Source organism: Parabacteroides sp. Y3-G-102 (assembly GCF_023656845.1).
GTDB classification, from domain to species: domain Bacteria; phylum Bacteroidota; class Bacteroidia; order Bacteroidales; family Tannerellaceae; genus Parabacteroides; species Parabacteroides distasonis.
Genome location: NZ_JAMOKU010000029.1, coordinates 15027 through 34968 on the forward strand (window position 1 = coordinate 15027; position 19942 = coordinate 34968).

Annotated in this window: 14 protein-coding genes; 6 read left to right on the plus strand and 8 right to left on the minus strand. The window is 45.1% G+C overall.

Going from position 1 to position 19942, the window contains the following annotated elements:
- The first annotated feature begins 19 nt into the window (after positions 1 to 19).
- Entirely contained in the window at positions 20 to 1759 is a 1740-nt protein-coding gene (locus NBH16_RS14845; protein ID WP_250788819.1) for an SGNH/GDSL hydrolase family protein, read from the plus strand.
- 12 nt (positions 1760 to 1771) lie between these two features.
- Here NBH16_RS14845 and NBH16_RS14850 read toward each other — a convergent pair whose 3' ends face one another.
- Both NBH16_RS14850 and tsaD read right to left on the minus strand, forming a co-directional pair.
- Positions 1772 to 2308, minus strand: a complete 537-nt coding sequence (locus tag NBH16_RS14850) for a CinA family protein (RefSeq protein ID WP_005855698.1) — start codon at positions 2306 to 2308, stop codon at positions 1772 to 1774.
- Positions 2309 to 2370: 62 nt separating this feature from the next.
- Positions 2371 to 3390: a tRNA (adenosine(37)-N6)-threonylcarbamoyltransferase complex transferase subunit TsaD gene (gene tsaD / locus NBH16_RS14855; protein WP_048928394.1), complete on the minus strand. Its 1020-nt coding sequence runs from the start codon at positions 3388 to 3390 to the stop codon at positions 2371 to 2373.
- A gap of 139 nt (positions 3391 to 3529) precedes the next feature.
- Here tsaD and NBH16_RS14860 point away from each other — a divergent pair, with 139 nt between their 5' ends.
- Complete coding sequence (locus NBH16_RS14860; protein ID WP_350457263.1) at positions 3530 to 7993, plus strand: translocation/assembly module TamB domain-containing protein; 4464 nt, start codon at positions 3530 to 3532, stop codon at positions 7991 to 7993.
- On the opposite strand, the gene NBH16_RS14865 is transcribed toward NBH16_RS14860, so the two are convergent.
- The 3 genes from NBH16_RS14865 to mtgA are packed head-to-tail and all read right to left on the minus strand — an operon-like array spanning position 7950 to position 10295.
- Positions 7950 to 8882: a tRNA-dihydrouridine synthase family protein gene (locus NBH16_RS14865; RefSeq protein WP_122383122.1), complete on the minus strand. Its 933-nt coding sequence runs from the start codon at positions 8880 to 8882 to the stop codon at positions 7950 to 7952. The two genes, NBH16_RS14860 and NBH16_RS14865, sit on opposite strands and share 44 nt — an antisense overlap.
- 1 nt (position 8883) lies before the next feature.
- Positions 8884 to 9549 carry a lipoyl(octanoyl) transferase LipB gene (lipB, locus tag NBH16_RS14870; RefSeq protein WP_008771720.1) on the minus strand — a complete coding sequence of 222 codons (666 nt, stop codon included), beginning with the start codon at positions 9547 to 9549 and terminating at the stop codon, positions 8884 to 8886.
- Positions 9495 to 10295, minus strand: a complete 801-nt coding sequence (gene mtgA / locus NBH16_RS14875) for a monofunctional biosynthetic peptidoglycan transglycosylase (protein WP_005865395.1) — start codon at positions 10293 to 10295, stop codon at positions 9495 to 9497. Before mtgA ends, lipB begins: the two co-directional genes overlap by 55 nt.
- Positions 10296 to 10435: 140 nt before the next feature.
- Here mtgA and NBH16_RS14880 point away from each other — a divergent pair, with 140 nt between their 5' ends.
- Positions 10436 to 12094, plus strand: coding sequence for an AMP-binding protein (locus tag NBH16_RS14880; RefSeq protein WP_005855687.1), 1659 nt, complete (start codon positions 10436 to 10438; stop codon positions 12092 to 12094).
- 50 nt (positions 12095 to 12144) lie between these two features.
- Here the strand turns inward: NBH16_RS14880 and NBH16_RS14885 are convergent, their stop codons facing one another.
- Complete coding sequence (locus NBH16_RS14885) at positions 12145 to 12654, minus strand: RNA polymerase sigma factor (protein WP_005855686.1); 510 nt, start codon at positions 12652 to 12654, stop codon at positions 12145 to 12147.
- A gap of 265 nt (positions 12655 to 12919) precedes the next feature.
- Between NBH16_RS14885 and NBH16_RS14890 the strand changes: the two genes are divergently transcribed.
- Positions 12920 to 14299, plus strand: a complete 1380-nt coding sequence (locus NBH16_RS14890; protein ID WP_158532472.1) for an NfeD family protein — start codon at positions 12920 to 12922, stop codon at positions 14297 to 14299.
- A 6-nt stretch (positions 14300 to 14305) separates the two neighbouring features.
- On the opposite strand, the gene NBH16_RS14895 is transcribed toward NBH16_RS14890, so the two are convergent.
- Positions 14306 to 14941, minus strand: a complete 636-nt coding sequence (locus tag NBH16_RS14895; protein WP_005855682.1) for an AlbA family DNA-binding domain-containing protein — start codon at positions 14939 to 14941, stop codon at positions 14306 to 14308.
- Positions 14942 to 15011: 70 nt separating this feature from the next.
- On the opposite strand from NBH16_RS14895, the gene NBH16_RS14900 reads away from it, so the two are divergent.
- Both NBH16_RS14900 and kdsB read left to right on the plus strand, forming a co-directional pair.
- Positions 15012 to 17282: a monovalent cation:proton antiporter family protein gene (locus NBH16_RS14900; RefSeq protein WP_008771717.1), complete on the plus strand. Its 2271-nt coding sequence runs from the start codon at positions 15012 to 15014 to the stop codon at positions 17280 to 17282.
- Positions 17283 to 17299: 17 nt separating this feature from the next.
- The gene (gene kdsB, locus NBH16_RS14905) at positions 17300 to 18052 is read left to right on the plus strand and encodes a 3-deoxy-manno-octulosonate cytidylyltransferase (RefSeq protein ID WP_121961317.1); all 753 of its coding nucleotides are present in this window, start codon (positions 17300 to 17302) and stop codon (positions 18050 to 18052) included.
- A 16-nt stretch (positions 18053 to 18068) separates the two neighbouring features.
- On the opposite strand, the gene NBH16_RS14910 is transcribed toward kdsB, so the two are convergent.
- Positions 18069 to 19793 carry a DUF6057 family protein gene (locus NBH16_RS14910; protein WP_227713851.1) on the minus strand — a complete coding sequence of 575 codons (1725 nt, stop codon included), beginning with the start codon at positions 19791 to 19793 and terminating at the stop codon, positions 18069 to 18071.
- Positions 19794 to 19942 lie beyond the last annotated feature (149 nt).

Sequence of the window (19942 nt, forward strand, 5' to 3'; positions counted from 1 at the left end):
AAAAACAAATAATACCGAAATGATGAGACTTCACAAAATCCTCTTAACGCTCGTATGTTTCACGGTTCTCTCCGCCCACGCACAATGGAAATGGCTCAACCCGCTCGAATGTGGATTCCCTGTCATACAAAACCAAGGATGGACCGAAGAGATCGGAGACCGTTACGTTCGGCTTCCCCAAAGAGCCGAAGGCAAGGTACGTAAACCCGTCTGGGATTTATCCCGCAACTCCGCCGGTTTGGCAATTCATTTTTTCAGCAACGCCCCTGAACTAAAAGTACGCTATCAAGTAAGCGGACCGCTGAATATGCCACATATGCCCACGACAGGCGTATCCGGTGTAGATCTATATAGTATCGATAGCGATGGCCAATGGAGATTTTATTTCGGCGGTTATCCTTCCGGAGATACGCTTCAATATCATTATACGAACATAGGCAAAGATCTGTATCATGACAGGGGCTATGAGTTCCGCCTCTGCCTGCCTCCTTATAATACGATAAAGTGGTTGGAAATCGGCGTGCCCGAAAACGATGAGCTTACGTTTATCCCCGTATCGCCCGAGAAACCGATTCTTTTATACGGAACCTCGATCGCCCAAGGCGCATGCGCCTCTCGCCCGGGCATGACTTGGGGCACGATCTTGCAGCGTTCTCTGGGATATCCGCTTATCAACCTAGGCTTCTCCGGTAACGGACGTTTAGAGAAAGAGGTATTGGATTTTATTTGTGAGATAGACGCACGCCTTTATATCCTTGACTGCCTGCCCAACCTCACGCCAAAGAGCAAAGATGAGATCACGCAACTCGTATCGGACGCAGTCAAGCAAATACGTGCCACCCACTCCTCTCCGATCTTATTAGTGGAGCATGCCGGATATAGCAACGCACTCGCCAACGATACGAAGTTACAAGATTATACACGCATGAACGAAGGAGCTAAAAAAGCATTCGAGGAATTGCAGGCACAAGGGATAAAAGATATCTACTACCTTACACGAGAAGAGCTGGGACCGCACCCGGACGCTTGGGTAGATTACGTCCATCCTTCCGACTGGGGCATGGAAACACAGGCGAACGCCGTAGAGCGGAAAGTACGGGAAATATTACGCATCCCCGAAGGAGACCTCTCTACTACAAAGCCTGTCACCCAGCGCCGGGAACCCAATAATTACGAATGGCAAAAACGTCACCGGGATATTCTCTCGCTGAATCAAAGCAACCCGCCTCGACGGGTGATCCTAGGTAATTCCATCACACATTTCTGGGGAGGAGAGCCCAAAGGACCGTCCGTGCGAGGTATGGAAACATGGGAGAAAATCATGCGTCCGGCTGGATTCCACAATCTCGGATATGGTTTCGACCGTATCGAGAACGTACTTTGGAGAGTCTATCATGGTGAATTGGATGGATACAAGGCTGAGGAAGTAGTATTGATGATCGGCACGAATAACATCGGAATTAACAATGACAACGAGATCGTGGAAGGCATTCGTTTCTTGCTTTCCGCCATCAGGCAACGGCAACCGGAGGCCAAGATCAAGGTAATCGGCATCTTGCCCCGCCGCAACCAAGAAGAACGGGTAAGGAATCTCAATCTCCGCATCCGTCAAATGGCCGAGACCGGATGGTACACGTTCAAGAACCCGGGTACGAAGTTGCTTCAGGAAGACGGCAAGATAAACGAATCCTTATTCTCAGACGGATTACACCCGAACGAGGAAGGCTATAAACAAATCGTGGACGAGATCGCCCATTAAGCGATAGTCCCTTTACTCACGAATCAATCCCAGCAACATACGCAACGCCGCCTCTGCCGACAAGCGAATGTTCTCCATACGAGGATTCTCCCCGAAATGATAGCACTCGGAGAGAATCCTCTCCTTATAAGCGGCGGCAATCCATACCGTTCCCACCGGTTTCGAGGGAGTCCCGCCTCCCGGCCCGGCGATCCCGGAGGTAGCGACGGCACAATCACATCCCAATACCCGCATAGTTCCACGGGCCATCTGCTCCACGACCGGCTGGCTTACGGCCCCGAAAGTGTTCAAGTCCGCCTCGGAGACACCGAGCACATGATGCTTCACCTCGTTGCAATAGGCTACCACGCCCCCGGTGAAGTATTCCGAGCTGCCCGCCATGGAGGTTATCATGCTGGCAATCTTTCCGCCTGTACAACTCTCTGCCGTACCCATCATCAGGTGTCCTGATTTGAGTGCGTCCGCTACTTCTAACTCTATTGGTAAATCATCTACTTCCATTGTTATAATGATACTAGGAGTTTCATTATGGGAAAACAATAGTTTCATTAGGAAGAAACTTTTGTTTTCCCTAGAAGAAACTTTTGTTTCTCTATAGTAAAACTATTTTCCTATAAGACAACCCTAGAAAAAGGAGCGGCATCCATCGGACAGAACTCCTTATCCATATACTTATAATATCCCGTGATAGCTACCATAGCGGCGTTATCCGTGGTGAACGAGAACTTCGGGATATGCACTTTCCAGCCATAACGTTTGGCGTGATCCAAGAATGCCTCACGCAAACCGGAATTGGCCGATACACCTCCGGCGACGGCTACTTCCTTTATATGCAAATCCTTCGCCGCCTTACGCAATTTACCCATCAAGATATCGATTACCGTAGCTTGCAAGGAAGCGCATAGGTCTCGCTTGTTCTTCTCAATAAAATCCGGATCATCTTTCAAATGATCACGCAAGGTATATAAAAAGGAGGTCTTCAGGCCACTGAAGCTATAGTCATATCCGGGGATATGCGGCTTGCTGAACGTAAAGGCATTCGGATTGCCCTCGTTCGCCAAACGATTCACGACTGGGCCACCGGGATAACCCAGTCCCATCACCTTGGCGCATTTGTCGAAAGCCTCTCCCGCGGCGTCGTCGATCGTCTGGCCGATCACCTCCATATCATTATAAGCGTTCACCTTTATGATTTGCGAGTTACCGCCCGAAACCAACAAGCAAAGGAAAGGAAACGACGGAGCATGGTCGTCGTCCGGAGTCTCCTTGATAAAATGAGCCAACACGTGAGCCTGTAAATGATTGACCTCGATCATCGGGATATCCAAGGAAGCGGCTAACCCCTTGGCGAACGAGGTCCCGACCAATAAAGAACCCATCAAACCCGGCCCACGAGTAAACGCCACGGCACTCAACTCGGACTTATCGATGCCGGCACGCTTGATGGCCTCGGCTACTACCGGAATGATATTCTGCTGATGGGCACGGGAAGCCAACTCGGGGACAACCCCGCCATAGGCCTCATGAACGGCTTGACTGGCTATTACGTTGGACAGCATCACGCCGTCCCGAATCACGGAAGAGGAAGTGTCATCGCAAGAAGACTCGATTCCTAATATTGTTATACTCATATCTTCGTCTTTTTTTCCGCGAATTAACGAAATCTATCGCGATATTGTTGTAGATTTGCGCTAAATAAATAGAAAAGATATCAGAGGACTTAAATACATAATCATTACCCTACTTACGTTATTCTGGATATTCTATGCGCTGCCGGGCATCTTGCTGAGAATCCCTTACATTCAAACCCAAGTCTCGGAAGTAGCCACGACCCAGTTATCCAGCCATCTCGGTGTGCCCGTAAAGATAGGTAACGTGGATATCGAATGGTTCAATCGTCTGGTACTGGAAGGGCTTTATCTGGAAGACCAAGACGGGAAAGTCATGTTCGAGGCGAACCATGTGGCGGCGGGATTCGAGATCATGCCGTTACTGGAAGGGAAGTTTGTCTTCACGACGGTACGCTTGTTCGGTTTCTCCTTCAACCTACGAAAACATACGCCTGAAAGCCCCTTGAACCTGCAATTCGTCATCGACGCTTTCGCCAGCAAGGATTCGATAAAGAAAGAGAAGAATATCGATCTCCGTTTCAACTCCATCATGATCCGAAGAGGTAATTTCAGCTATAACGTGGATAGCGAGAAAGAGACCCCGGGAAAGTTCAACGCCAAGCATATCGATATCAAGAACCTGAGTGCCAAGATATCCCTCAAGGCTTTTAACAAGGACAGCGTGAACGCCCATATCAAGAAGATGAGTTTCGACGAGGCGTCCGGTTTCTCCTTGAATAAGTTATCGCTGAACGTGGTCGGGAACCGGGATAGCGCTTTCGTGCAGGACTTCGAGGTACGCTTGCCGCAGACAGACTTGAAGATCGGCCTTGCCCGGATCGATTTAAGTAAGATCGATAGCCTTCCCGCTCTCTTGAACAACGCTCCGATCGATTTGAATATAACGCCTTCGCAAATCTGCCTGAAGGACTTATCCCCTTTCGTCCCGGCGTTCAAGAACTTCGCCGACATGATCGAGTTATCGGCCGAGGCAAACGGCTACATCAATAATTTCAACTTGAAGCGCCTCACCTTGAAATATAGCGATAAGATGCTGTTTATCGGCCAGATGGAATTAAAGAACATCACCCATCCCGAGGAAACGTATCTTTTAGGGAAGGTGAATAAGATGTATATCACGACAGACGGCATCTCCAGTTTGGCCAATAACTTCAATGAGCGTCCGAAGAGTCTCCCGGCCCCGGTCGTCAAATTGGGGACGATCAATTTCACGGGCGAGATATCAGGCTTTTTTGATAACCTAGTCGCTTTCGGAAAATTATCGTCTTCCATCGGCTCCATACAGACAGACTTGATATTTGGTAGCAACAAGGATAAGAATATAGCCGCTTACCTACGGGGACGCATCGCCTCCAGCAACTTGCGGTTCCATGAGTTATTTGGCGAGAATAATCCTTTCGGGGAGGCTCGCTTCGACATCAATATCGATACCCGTAGACCTGTTGGCGGAAATTTCTCCGGAAATATCCAAGCACAAGTCAAGGAGTTCGATTATAAAGCTTATAAATACAAGGATATAAATCTTTCCGGTAATTTCAAGAAGAGTAGTTTCGATGGGACTATCCATGTAAACGATCCCAATGGCGAGTTATACGCCCAAGGTATCTTCCAGCACCAAGGGCAAAACTCCTTGTTTAATTTCACCGCCCGCCTCGATCATTTCCGGCCGGACCGATTGAACCTGACGGACAAATATGAGGCGCCGAATATCTCCTTGGCTTTAAACGCGGATTTCACCGGAGATAATATCGATAATCTGGAAGGTAGCATCACGTTGGACAGTCTTTCTTTCGAGACCACTCCCAGCAGCTTCTTCCTTAAGAAATTCGAAGTAGTTGCCTCGGGGCATAGTCTCGACCGGCAATTAACCATAACGTCCGATATCTTGAATGGAGAGGTCACCGGGTCTTACTCATTCAACACGCTAATCCCCAGCCTTATGAATACGTTCAAGGGATATGTGCCAGCCTTGATCAACACGACCCGGAAAAAACAAATCGTGAAGGAGAATAACTTCGCCCTCCTATTAACGATCGAGAATACGGAAGCGCTTTCTACGACATTGAAACTACCGTTCACGATGGTGCAACCCGGACGGATCACGGGACATTATAATAATATTTATAATAAGTTCCGTATCGAGGCGTGGCTTCCGAAGTTCAATCTCGGGAAATCCATGTTCGAATCCGGCTACTTGGTTTGCGACAATCCGAACGATAAGGTAAACCTCCAATTAAAAACGATTAATTACAACGACAAGGGACTGCGTAATTACCTTGATCTCAAGGCAGACGCTAAAGACAATCTGGTGAATACCATGATTGGGTGGGCGAATAATAAAGAGCGGTTATTTAAGGCCGACATCTCCGCCTCTACCCTTTTTGTCGAGGAGGAAAGCGAGAAAGGGCCGGCCAAGTTACGTACGGAAGTCACGTTGAATAAAAGCCCCCTCATTATTAAAGACACGCTCTGGACCATCAATCCGGCGAATATAACAATTCGTGAGGGCAAGATCGGTATCGAGCATTTCCGGGTAGATCATGAGACCCAGTATTTATCTATGGAAGGGACGATCTCGAAAGATCCGGCAGATACTTTATTGGTAGACTTGAAGCAAATAGAGCTGAGTTATGTCTTCGACGTATTGAATATCCCAGTCTTGCAATTCGGGGGTGAGGCGACCGGTAAGTTCTATGTGAACGACTTATTCAATAGCCGCATGCTAAATACGGATCTGGAAGTAAAGAATTTCTCATTCAACCAAACCCCCTTGGGTCGCCTCAATCTCTTCAGCGAATGGGACGACGCACAGAAAGGTATCCTTATGCTGGGAAGCATCTACAAGAACGACAGCACTTGGACGGATGTGAACGGTTATGTATTTCCAGTCGGGCCCAATGCGGGGCTATCCTTGTATTTCGATGCCAATGATATCAATCTGGCCTTCTTGCAACCCTTTGTCGATACGGTCATAAAGAACTTGCAAGGCCGGGGATTCGGAAGTATACATTTGCACGGCCCCTTTAAGGAGCTGAATGTCGAGGGAGATGCCTATGTCATGGATGGAGGGGTAGGCGTTGATTTCTTGGATACGTATTATACCTTCTCCGATTCCGTCCACCTTGACTCTACGTCCGTCAATTTACGGAATATCACGGTCAAGGATCAATTCGGCAACTCCGGAAAAGTCAGCCTTAAGTTCAATCATCTGCATTTCCGGGATTATAGCTTCCTCGTAAACGTGCAGGGTAATAAGATGTTGATGTATAACGCCAACCAGAAAAAGAATCCGCTGATCTATGGAACGGTATTCGCCAGCGGAACGGCGCAAATCAAGGGCAACGGTAAGTTGATAGACTTTGATATTAACATGAAAAGCGAACCTAAGACCGCTATTTATCTGGACTTCATGAATAATAACTCGGCTACGGACTATGATTTTATCACGTTCGTCGATAAAAGCAAGTTGGCCGCTAACGTAGATTCCACGTCCACACACCCATTGAATATCGTACACGAGACTGACGAGGGAGCCGAACTACGAATGAACTTCCTCCTTGATATCACACCCGATGCCGATATAGAGCTAATCATGGACCCGATAGCGGGAGACCGTATCAAAGGAAACGCCAGTGGAAGTTTACAAATACAATATGGAACAAGAAGTGATCTTCGTATGTATGGCGACGTGAATATCGTACAAGGAAACTATAATTTCAGCTTACAGCAAATCATCCATAAAGACTTTAAGATCAGAGACGGTAGCACGATCAATTTCCGTGGCGATCCCTTTAATGCCCATATGGATATCAATGCGATCTACAATCTGACCGCAAATATCGGAGACTTGGATCAGAGTCTCTTACAAGAAAGTTCTCGAACAAACATACCCGTCAATTGCGTCTTAAACCTTGAAGGCGCATTGCGCAGCCCGTCTATTTCCTTCGACTTAGAATTTCCGAACTCTAACGAGGAATTAGAGCGTCAAGTCAAAGCGTTTATAGACACAGAGGATATGATGACTCGGCAAATTGTTTATTTGCTGGTGTTAAATAAATTCTACACACCAGAATATGCCCAAACGAGTTATAAGTCTAGCGAGTTAAACGCCGTGGCTTCATCCGCTATCTCAGCGCAATTATCCAATCTGTTAGGTAGTTTCACGGATAAAGTGCAAATAGGGACAAACATACGAGCGGGACAAGACGGTTTCAAGGAAGACACGGAATACGAGATGATATTATCCAGCCAGTTGCTAAACAACCGCTTATTGATCAATGGTAATTTCGGTATGAGAAATACGGTCACTACAGGCAAAAATAACACCTTTATCGGGGAGTTCGACCTAGAATATAAGTTAACCCCCTCCGGTGAGATCCGGCTAAAGGCTTATAACCATGCCAGAGATATGTATTTCGGCCTGAAGCAAGCATTAACCATACAAGGTGTAGGAATCATGTACCGGAAAGACTTTACAAATTTCTCTGAGATTTTCAGAAGAAGAAAGAGACCTCTTTTACCCTTGATTCCCAAAGACTCTACGAATGTCCCTCCCGTAGTCAAAGACTCAACAAATCTTTCACTGCCGACTGATAAGAAGTAAGGGAAGTACTTTTCAATACTTTCTTGCGAAGCCTTTTATCGGCCTCAGGCAAAAGATAATCCCAGATTGTCTTCATTTTGGATAATACCTGATGCTCGCCACCTTCCAACCGGGCAGCATATTCATCCATCAACGACTCATGGAACATGACTAGTTTATCCCGCCTCTCATTCACGGTCAAGACTTGTCCGGACACAAACTCAGTGGCCAGCCAAGGAGAGGCCAATAACCCTCGTCCTAGCATAAGCCCGGCAAGCCCCGGAAAACGCTCCTTTATACCTCGGATATCTTCCAGCCCCACTAAATCTCCATTATAATATAAAGGAAGTTTACATTCCTCATAAAAACGGGAGAATCCATCCCAATCGATAGCTCCTTTATATTGCTGTATCCCTAACCGGGGATGCAAGGTTATATGCTTCAAAGGTAACTTATTTAATAAGGACAGAAGCACGAATGACTCGTCCGCACACTCCCACCCCAAACGCATTTTCACAGAAAAAGAAATATCCGGGAACTCCTCAATCGTACGTAATAAAGACTCGGCCTCTTCCTTGTACCGCAAAAGTCCCGAGCCTCTATGGGCACGGACCTGCATAGGGAAAGGGCATCCTAAATTAATATCCGCTTCCCGGTACCCATTCTCTTGGAATAAACGCACGATCGACCGAAACTGGTCTGGTGTGGAAGCGATCAATTGCGGTACGACATGTACCTGCCTATTTCTATCGCAAGCGATATCCTTCAAGTCCTTATTCCGGAAACCACCTTTCTCTATCCTTACAAAAGGAGTATAATAGGTATCTACGCCCCCGAATACTCGGGTATGCGCCTCTCTATAAACCGAATCCGTATATCCTTGCAAAGGAGCGAAATGAATGACTGCCATATCAAGCGAAGATTTCCATGAAAATCGATCTCAATTGACTTTTTGCCAACTCAAAGTCTTGGGGTGCCCCCAACTCCATAGCCAAGGAGGTAACGCCTTTATCCGTAAAGCCACAAGGGTTGATCAATGAAAAGTAACTCAGATCCGTATTTATATTCAAAGCAAAGCCATGCATCGTAACGAACCGGCTGCTTTTCACGCCAATCGCACAGATCTTACGGGCACGTCCCGGTACTTCAGGGTCTAGCCATACACCCGTCGCCCCTTCCAAACGTTCCCCTTTCAAGTCGTAAAGCGATAGGAAACGGATGATCGTCTCTTCCAACATATAGATGTATTGTTTCAATCCCAGATTCCAATATTCCAGATCAAATACCGGATAACCGGTAATCTGTCCCGGACCGTGATACGTTATATCCCCCCCTCTGTTTATATGGTAAAACGAGACCCCTCGTTCCCGTAAAGTTTCCTCGGGGATAAGCAAATTAGAGTCCTTGCCACTTTTACCGATCGTCAAGACCGGTAAATGCTCACAAAAGAATAATTGATTATCCTCTTTCTTTCCCGTTGCCTTCGCATCCAATAAGACCTCGAAAGCAGCTGTCTGATATTCTAACGCATCGGCATAAGCGATTCGTCCCAAGTCATGATAACGGAAGCTCTCCATTTCTTTCTTTTTTTAACCTTTCCGGTACCGGGATCAACTTGCCCGGCACCATATCCCATTTCTACTTTTATCAGTTTTCCCATTAAGGAAATTATTTTCGCTTGTCGTTTCAGCATATAAGGTGACGGTTTAGCAGAATTAAACTTCCGGGGATTTGGAAGTGTGGCCGCTATTAGGGCTGCCTCGCTTTTGGTCAATTGGTAGGCATGCTTACCGAAATGAGCCTCCGCTACCGCCTCCGCACCATAGATGCCCTCCCCCATCTCTATCGAGTTCAGATAGACTTCCATAATACGTTCCTTTCCCCATATCCATTCGATCAAGAAGGTAAAATAGACCTCGATACCTTTCCGTAAATAACTTTTCCCCGGCCAAAGAAATACATTCTTAGCGGTCTGCTGGGAAATCGTGCTGGCACCTCTTACCCTTTTACCTTTCTCGGCCTCGGCCCGTGCCTTCTGGATTTGTTCCACATCAAAGCCATTATGCTCCATGAACAGGTTATCCTCCGACGCTATGACCGCTTGAACCAAAGGCTGGGCGATCTTGGATATAGGAACCCACGTATGATCGAGTTTCATTTTCTTCCCATCCTGATGCTGCTCATACATACGAATAAACATCAATGGCGTATAATATACGGGTACAAATTTATATACCACTACCGCCAATATACTGGATACAAACAGGAAGATCAACAGATTCCTGCACCAGATCCATATCCGTTTTACCAGAGGTGCTACCATATTCTTCTATTTGGAGAGACAAAGGTAAAGAATATTTCAGTTTCCGGCAGACTGAAACTCATAATTTACAGAAAAGGCACTATCTTTGGCTTTTGACAACTTTCCACCCTGTCATATGGTTATTTGATAAATAAATTAGTATGGAGAATCGTTTTTTAGGACTCATAGAGAATAGCATCAAGGAGCATTGGGATCTCCCGGCGTTCTCCGATTATAATGGACATACCTTCCATTATAAAGATGTAGCTCGTCGAATCGAGAAATTTCATATTATCCTAGAGCATGCCGGCATTAAAAAGGGGGATAAGGTGGCTTTAGTTGGACGGAACTCCTCCAACTGGGCGATCTGTTTCTTCGGGATCTTGGCTTATGGAGCCGTAGCCGTGCCTATCCTACATGAATTCAAACCGGATAATATACATCATATCGTAAATCATTCCGAGGCAAAGGCAGTCCTTGCCGCTTCCAGCAACTGGGAGAATATGAATGAACGCATGATGCCCGACGTGAAACTGTTCATGATGCTGGATAACTTCTCGATCATTCACAGTAAAAGCAAAGAAGTCCGGGTAGTAAGAGACCGGATCAATGAATATTTCGGTAAAAAGTATCCTCGTTCATTCACGTCGAACGATGTTCGGTATCACGTGGAAAAGCCGGAAGAATTAGCGGTACTTAATTATACTTCCGGAACCACCAGTTTCTCGAAAGGGGTTATGATCCCCTATCGGAGCTTATGGAGTAATACGCAATTCGCTTACGACAATTTACCGTTCATCCATCCGGGAGATAATATCGTATGTATGCTTCCGATGGCCCATATGTACGGATTGGCATTCGAGGTATTGAATTCCGTGAATAAAGGCTGCCATGTACACTTCCTCACACGTACCCCCAGCCCGAAAATCATAGCGGAAGCTTTTACGACAATCAAGCCGGCGCTGATCCTAGCCGTACCTCTGATTATCGAGAAAATCATCAAAAACAAGGTATTCCCCGAACTGGAGAAGCCTTTGATTAAATTGCTCTTGAAAGTCCCCTATATAGACCAGAAAGTACTGGATACCATTTCCGCCAAGTTAACGGCGTCTTTCGGAGGGAACTTCGGGGAGATCGTTATCGGAGGAGCCGCTATCAATAAAGAAGTGGAGACGTTCCTTCATTCCATCCATTTCCGCTATACCGTAGGCTACGGGATGACCGAATGTGGCCCGCTAGTCTCCTATGCGCAATGGGATGAGTTTAAGCCCGGTTCCGTAGGACGTATCGTCGACCGTATGGAAGTCCGCATCGATTCAGAGGACCCGGAAAACAAGGTGGGAGAAATATTGGTGAAGGGTATGAACGTGATGCTCGGTTATTACAAGAATCCGGAGGCTACGAAAGCCGTTATGATGCCTGACGGATGGATGCGTACCGGCGATCTGGGAACCCTCGATAAAGATGGATTTTTATATATCCGCGGCCGTAGTAAAACCATGATTCTAGGCCCCAGCGGACAAAATATCTATCCGGAAGAGATCGAGGATCGCTTGAATAATATGCTATATGTAGCGGAATCGCTCATCATCTCCCAAGGAGGTAAACTAGTCGCCCTCATCTATCCCGATTGGGAGCAAGTAGATAAGGCAGGTATACAACATTCCGAAATCGAGAAGTTGATGCAGACCAACATTGACCAAGTAAACGAGGAGATGCCGAATTACAGTAAAATCACCTGTTTCAAGCTGTATCAAGAAGAATTCGAGAAAACACCCAAAAGAAGCATCAAGAGATATTTATACCAACCGGCCGAATAAAAAGAAAGCCGTCTTTTGTTAAAGACGGCTTCTTTTATATAAAGTAAATTTTATCCTTGACGAAAATCTTTTAAAACTTTTTGTAATTCTTGTCGAGCGAAAAATATACGGCTCTTAACCGTCCCCAGAGGAACATCCAGTTTATCAGCGATCTCATTGTATTTATAGCCACTCAAAAACATAGAGAATGGAACCTTCAACTCATTGTTCAAACCGTTGATCGCTTTCGTGATCTCTTGAATTTGATAAGCGCCATCCGGAGAGTCAAAACCTGAATCGTTCACGACATCCAAGTTATATAAGTCGACACCTTGATCTACGACAGTTTGCGTGCGAACGATCTTGTGATAATTGTTAATGAAAATGTTACGCATCACAGTCAAGACCCAGCCCTTAAAATTGATATTGTCTACAAATTTTTCTTGATTGTCTAAAACCTTCAGCGTTGTGTCCTGCATCAGATCTTGGGCATCATCCCTATTCGCTGTAAGCATAAGCGCAAAATTCATCATGTTTTCTTGCATGCTCAATAATTTTTTCTGAAATTGCAACGCATTCATATTGTTACTAGTTAAATAAAGTTTAATACTGTATAAGTATTATCCCTCAAACATTGAAGGATGCAACAAATATATAAATTAAAAATGGAGATATACAGTTCTTTGATAAATATTAATATTAAAAATCGTAACTTAATATTTTTGTTGTAAATCTTACCGAAAATGAGTATTATTTACAAGTTGCACAAGTTACAAAAATCAACATTTACAACAAGCCAGTTACAATTTTCAACCAAATATTAAAAACGAATATAATACAAACAAGATGAAACGTTTATTAACAATGTTAACAGCTATAGTATTAATACTTGCAATCTCTCTTCAATCGGAGGCTAAAGAGAAGTCCTTAATATATACAATTGATATAAAAAAAGAGATCGATAACACCACGTGGATTTATCTCCATAACGGATTATCAGAGGCCAAGCAATTGAACGCCGATGCCATCTTATTGCATATGAACACATACGGCGGATTACTGGAATCTGCAGATTCTATGCGAACGGCTATTTTATATAGTCCCATACCGGTATATGTATTTATCGATAATAACGCAGCTTCAGCAGGTGCTTTAATTTCCATAGCATGCAAGAAAATCTATATGCGGAAAGGGGCGAATATAGGAGCGGCAACGGTTGTCAATCAAACGGGTGCGGCTCTACCTGATAAATATCAATCTTATATGCGTTCCATGATCCGTTCGACGGCTGAGGCGCAAGGGAAAGATACGCTTATACAAAACGGCGACACGATCTATAAATGGAAAAGAGATCCTTTAATCGCCGAAGCGATGGTCGATGACAGAGTGATCGTCCCCAACCTCATCGATAGTGGTAAAGTATTGACACTTACCTCTCAAGAAGCACTCAAATGGGGTTATTGCGATGGCATCGCCGAGAGTCCGGGTCAAGTAATCACAGAATATATCGGATGTAAGGACTATGAGATTAAAAGTTATGAACCCTCATGGTTCGATAATGTAAAAGGTTTCTTTATGAGTCCGGTAATACAGGGCTTATTAATCATCATTATCATCGGTGGTATTTATTTCGAGATGCAAACCCCAGGGCTTGGTTTTCCATCCGCTGCCGCGATAATAGCGGCTATCCTTTACTTCGCTCCTCTCTATATGGACGGGTTGGCTGAAAACTGGGAAATCCTGTTATTCATTCTCGGCGTTATATTAATAATGCTGGAGATATTCGTGATCCCGGGCTTTGGCATAGCGGGGATAAGTGGAATTATTCTCGTGGTCGGCGGACTTACAATGAGCTTACTGAACAATACTGTTTTTGATTTTCAAAACGTATCTGGAATGGATACGGGCAGAGCCGCTTTAACGGTTCTATTAGGTCTGGGTATCGGATTCACGCTAGTGATATGGTTATCCAACAAAATAGGACATAAAGGACCGCTAAAGAAAATGGCATTAAACGCTGATTTGGAAAAAGCGGTATCCAGCCCCAATTTGACACAACTGATCGGAAAAGAGGGCACGGCCGCTACCGTTTTACGTCCTTCGGGTAAGGTATCTATCGAGGGAGAGTTGTATGACGGCGTATCGGAGTCTGGCTTCATCGAGAAAGGGACTCCTATCAAAGTCGTCAGATTCGAGAGCGCGCAAGTCTATGTAATCAACCTATAAACGAGTCTATGCGATCCGTTTATAGGCAATACATTTATCAATCACGACATATTCCATCGCTCCCATAGCCATCAAATCGCTTAGGATGTTACGGGCCGCATAATAATTGATATGGGCGATACGGCAAAACTGCTTTATGCTGATATACGGATGTTCGTCGAGCCAAGAAAACAGGATCTCGACGGGCTTACTTATTTTCAGCAATGTACCTTCTTTGGTTTTCTGCTTCTTCCATGCTTGCATGAGGACTTCGTTCGCTAATATATTCTCGTCCGCAACCCGGATATAGGCCTTGTATTTATCGTCTTTATCCGGTGCCGTATGCGGTTTCTCATCGCTTGGGGCGATATAGACCTCCAATACGGTCTTCCCGTTGACATCCCAGCGCTTAGCTGTAAACGGCACCTCGGGATGCGTATACATTTTAGAAGCAGCCTCGATCATATAATATTCCTCCTCACTTCTCACACCGGAAATAGCGCCGTTATCCTTCACTCCAATCAGCAGACGCCCGCCATCTGTATTCGCGAACGCACTCAACGTCCGGGCGATCTTCTTACTGTCGCTCACCTCAAACTTAAAATCAAGTTGTTGATGTTCCCCTTGCTCTATAAGCGCTTCAATCGGATGTTTCTTCTTCATTTTGGCTTCTGTTTTGAGACACAAAATTAAAATAAATACCTAACTTTGGCAATCGAAAAAACAATAAACGATGTCTCAGATACCTGCGCTAATATCAGATCTTGCGGTCATACTCATATCCGCCGGGTTGGTTACCCTGTTATTCAAAAAGTTAAAGCAACCGGTCGTATTGGGGTATATCGTAGCCGGAATACTCGCCGGGCCTTCCATCGAGCAAATACCGACAGTTACAGATGTGGAAAGTATCCGTATCTGGGCTGATATAGGCGTTATCTTCCTGTTATTCGCTTTGGGGCTCGATTTCAGTTTCAAGAAGTTGATGAAGGTGGGAGGAACCGCCGTCATTGGAGCCATAACCGTTGTTATAGGTATGATGACAGCGGGATATATCACGGGCTTATCACTGGGTTGGGGACATATGAACAGTCTTTTCCTCGGAGGTATGTTATCGATGTCTTCCACGACGATTATCTTCAAGGCATTCGACGACATGGGATTGCGTAACCAACGATTCGCCGGTGTCGTATTCGGTATCTTGGTGGTAGAGGATCTATTCGCCGTATTATTAATGGTATTACTTTCTACCGTAGCGGTAAGTAAACACGTGGAAGGCATGGAGATGCTGGATAGCGTAGTCAAATTAGGCATTTTCCTTTTATTCTGTTTCGTCGTCGGGATCTATTTGATCCCCTCTTTTCTGAAAAAGGCAAAAAGCTTCCTAAATGAGGAGACTCTGTTGATCGTGAGCATCGGGCTATGCCTTGGTATGGTTATGATCGCCACAAAAGCCGGATTCTCATCGGCTCTCGGAGCTTTTGTCATGGGTTCGATTTTGGCCGAGACCATTGACGCTGAACGGATCGAGCATTTGGTAAAACCCGTAAAAGACTTATTTGGAGCGATTTTCTTCGTGTCTGTAGGCATGTTAATCGATCCTCAGATGCTCTGGGAGTATAAAATCCCGATTTTCATTATCACGCTCGTAGTCATGGCCGGACAGATTTGTTTCGCCAGCTTCGGAGTATTACTGTCCGGACAACCGATAAAAATAGCCATCCAGTCTGGTTTCTCGTTAGCGCAGATCGGAGAATTCGCCTTCATCATCGCAGGTTTGGGACTATCATTAAACGTGACGGATCAATATCTGTATCCGATCGTTGTCGCCGTATCCGTGATCACGACATTCTTCACACCTTATATGATCCGGCTAGCGGAACCTGCCTACAAATGGGCGGAGCGGATCATACCGGAGAATTGGAAACAGTTCTTGGAGCGATATTCATCCGGTTCCAATACGATCCGTCAAAAAAGCGCATGGAATAAGTTACTAAAAGCCTTGGTCCGCATCGTCGGTACTTATACCGCCGTCTGCCTAGTACTTATCTTTTTATGGCTACAAATCGTGACACCGTTCATCTGCAAACATTTGCCCGGCATCCAAGGAAATCTAATCTCCTTGATCTTAATCCTAGCTCTGATCTCCCCGATGTTGCGGGCGATCATGATGAAAAAGAATCATTCCGTGGAGTTCCAGCAATTATGGAACGATAATAAATATAACCGGGGTCCCCTAGTCTCACTCGTGATCCTCAGAATCCTGCTCTGTATCGGTCTCGTCATGCTTCCTGTCGCACGGTTATTGAATGCTGCGCTAGGAATTATGCTAGCGGTCGCTTCCGCCGTTATCGTATTAATGATATTCTCCAAACGGCTAAAGAGGCAGTCGATCCTGATGGAACGGCATTTTTTCAGTAACCTTGTAGCGAGGGAAGTGGAACAAGAGCGAAAAGCCCCGATCAACCAGCGTTTCGCGAACCACTTATTAGAACGAGATCTCCATTTAGCGGATTTCGAGGTGAAGCAGAATTCCCCCAGTATGGGAAAAAGCCTGAAAGAATTAAACTTCAGGCAAAAGTGCAACGTAAATATCGTAACGATTATCCGGGGAGAGAAGCGAATCAATATACCGGGAGGAGACGAGCGGCTCTACCCGTTCGATAAACTGGTAGTAGTTGGCGCCGATGATGATCTGGAGCACTTTAGGAAATATCTGGAGGAACGCTACAAGAAATCATACGCCGAGCAATCGAACACAAGAAAGGAAGAGATGAACATGGAGCAAATCATTATCTCGGAAGGTTCCCGATTGATCGGCCGCTCCATCATAGAGTCCGGTATCCGTGATAAAGCCGCTTGTTTGGTAATCGGTATCGAACGTGGAAGTAGCTCGATCAAGAATCCGCCTCCCAGTACGGTTTTCGAGGAAGGAGATATCGTATGGATCGTAGGCGAACGGGATAAGTTGATCCAGTTAAGCGAAGGAAAAGTAGTAACCAGTTAACAAAACGATATAGAATGATGAAGTTTATAGGAATTATTCCGGCGAGATACGCCTCTACCCGTTTTCCGGGGAAGCCATTAGCGGATATGAACGGAAAGCCCATGATACAACGTGTATATGAGCAAGTAAAGGATGTCTTAGACTCCGTTTGCGTAGCTACCGACGATATCCGGATAGAGAATGCGGTTAAAACCTTCGGCGGCCAAGTCGTCATGACCTCCGATCAACATCGTAGCGGTACGGATCGTTGCTACGAGGCTTATCAGAAAATAGGCGAAGGGTATGATGTGATTGTCAATATCCAAGGTGACGAGCCTTTTATCCATCCCGAGCAAATCCAGACGATCAAAACCTGCTTCGCCGACGCAAACACGCAAATAGCGACATTGGTAAAGCCTTTCCGTTCGGACGATGATTTCGAGAGTACCCTATTCAATCCCAATTCCCCGAAAGTCGTACTCAACAAAAACAACGAGGCTATGTATTTCAGTCGATCTATTATTCCTTATATCCGGGGCAAGAAATATACGGAATGGTTGCCGAGTCATACCTTTTACAAACATATCGGGTTATATGCCTATCGTGCGCAAGTGCTGAAAGAAATCACCCAATTACCTCAATCCGCTTTAGAACTGGCGGAAAGCCTTGAGCAATTACGCTGGTTGGAAAACGGATATAAAATCAAGGTCGGCATCACAGAGCAAGAAACGATCGGTATAGATACACCGGAGGACATGGAGAAAGCCTTAGCCTTCCTCGCGAACCGCTGATCACTTACACTATTATTCAATGAATATAGTCAGAGTAGTACCAATAGGTGGAGGAATAACGTTCTCGTAATTCCTCCTTTGCTTTTCTACCCGATTTACAATGGATGTAATCTTGGTAATCCTCGATAACATCCTGAGGTGTCTGATAACCGGCTATCTCCTCGTCCGAGCTTTTAGATAAGACTTGTACCAAAGCCTCCTCATACAAACGGGGTACAACCTCAAATTTTCCTTTATAATAAGTATCGAACGTATTCTTAAAACTATTCAAATTCTCGTTCAGTAAATAATAGCACAACAAATAATCCAATGCCTGTTTATTTTCCGGATATTCCGCCACCAAACTTGACAGTACGCCCGGATAATCGGATATGGACATTAGTATGTCGTGCTCTCGCTCCCAATCACTTTTCCTCGGCAAACGTTTCTCCATCGACAAGGTCTCCTCACCCTTCAACTGTTCCTCCTTCGACCTTGCCCATGAGTGATAAAATAACGTCGCGTCCAATAGGTTCAGGTATTTTCTAGCCTCCTCAATATCCCCTCGCCGCATATCAATCTCCACCAGCCGCTTGATCTGCCGTACGCTTCTTTGTTTAGGGCTGAACAAGATTCCTTCGATCGCCCGGTGACGGGCCATATCCATATCTCCCAATTGATAATACACCTCATTACTGAAAAACACGGGAAGTATAGAAGACCTCAAATCGATCGGTAAGAACAAGGCGTCCGCCCCTCGTTGATAATGATCCATCAAATTCTGGGGCAACTCGTTCTTCTTGGAGAAAGCGATATTCCTATAATAACTTACCAAGATATCGGGAGAATCAAATCCGGCAGACAAATCCAAGACTCGCTCCCAATCACCCCTATAGATCGCTTGGTCTACTGCCAGAACCTTTTCCCGCTTCCGGTTCGTACCCGCTATAACAAATGAAAAGAATCCAAATACGACTAAAAAGGTTATAAGCAAGCTATGCCGATTCAGACGTATCCTACGTATACTTTTAATCTCCAAAGCGAATATCTCTAGAATCAACGCTAAAGCGGGGAAATATACGCTCAAGCCATCCACATGGGAATATTTATAGGCCTCCTCAATGCTCAATCCATAAAAATGACGCATGAACAACGGATATAAATAACTCGATAACAAAAGAGAAAGCCAGAACCACCACCGTTTCCTATTCTTGGCTCCCTCATAGAATATCACCATCAAGGAGAAGACAAACAGCCGGCTACCGACCATGCTATAAATTATGGGAAGAAGTATAAAAGCCACCCAAACGGACGTTCTCTTATTCTTAATCCGGATGTATCCCAAGAAGAGCCATAGCACGAAAATCAACGTAAGCGTAGACGCTATACTATACGACAACCGACAAATCAATCCCCACTCTAACGCTACCGGAAACAACGCATATATGGAGACCATATTACCATTCCCGAACTTGCGTAAAACCCGCATAGAGTAATACCATAAGAGCAACAACACGCACGTCACGATTAACGGAGCTATCACAGTCAAATGGAAGAACTGTATCAAGAAATTCCCCACATAACAGCTCAACCAGGCCGGCTCATCCCAGAACGAGATAAAATAATCGGTGGTATACAAAAAAATCCTCATCTGCTCTTTGAAGAACAAATGGTTTGGGTAAATCCATTGAAAGAAAGCAAAGCATACTACGAAGAATATTCCCGCTATTACCCATTGAAGCGATCGTTCATTTTTTGTCATTGACAAAATCTCTTATTTATAACCTCCCTATTTCCTCAATATAGAAAAAATCAATTTCCTCATCAATCTTTTGAATACAAAACAATGCAAACAAACAAAAAGTTTTGAATAAATACAAATAAACAAATAGAATCATGATCAAGACGTCT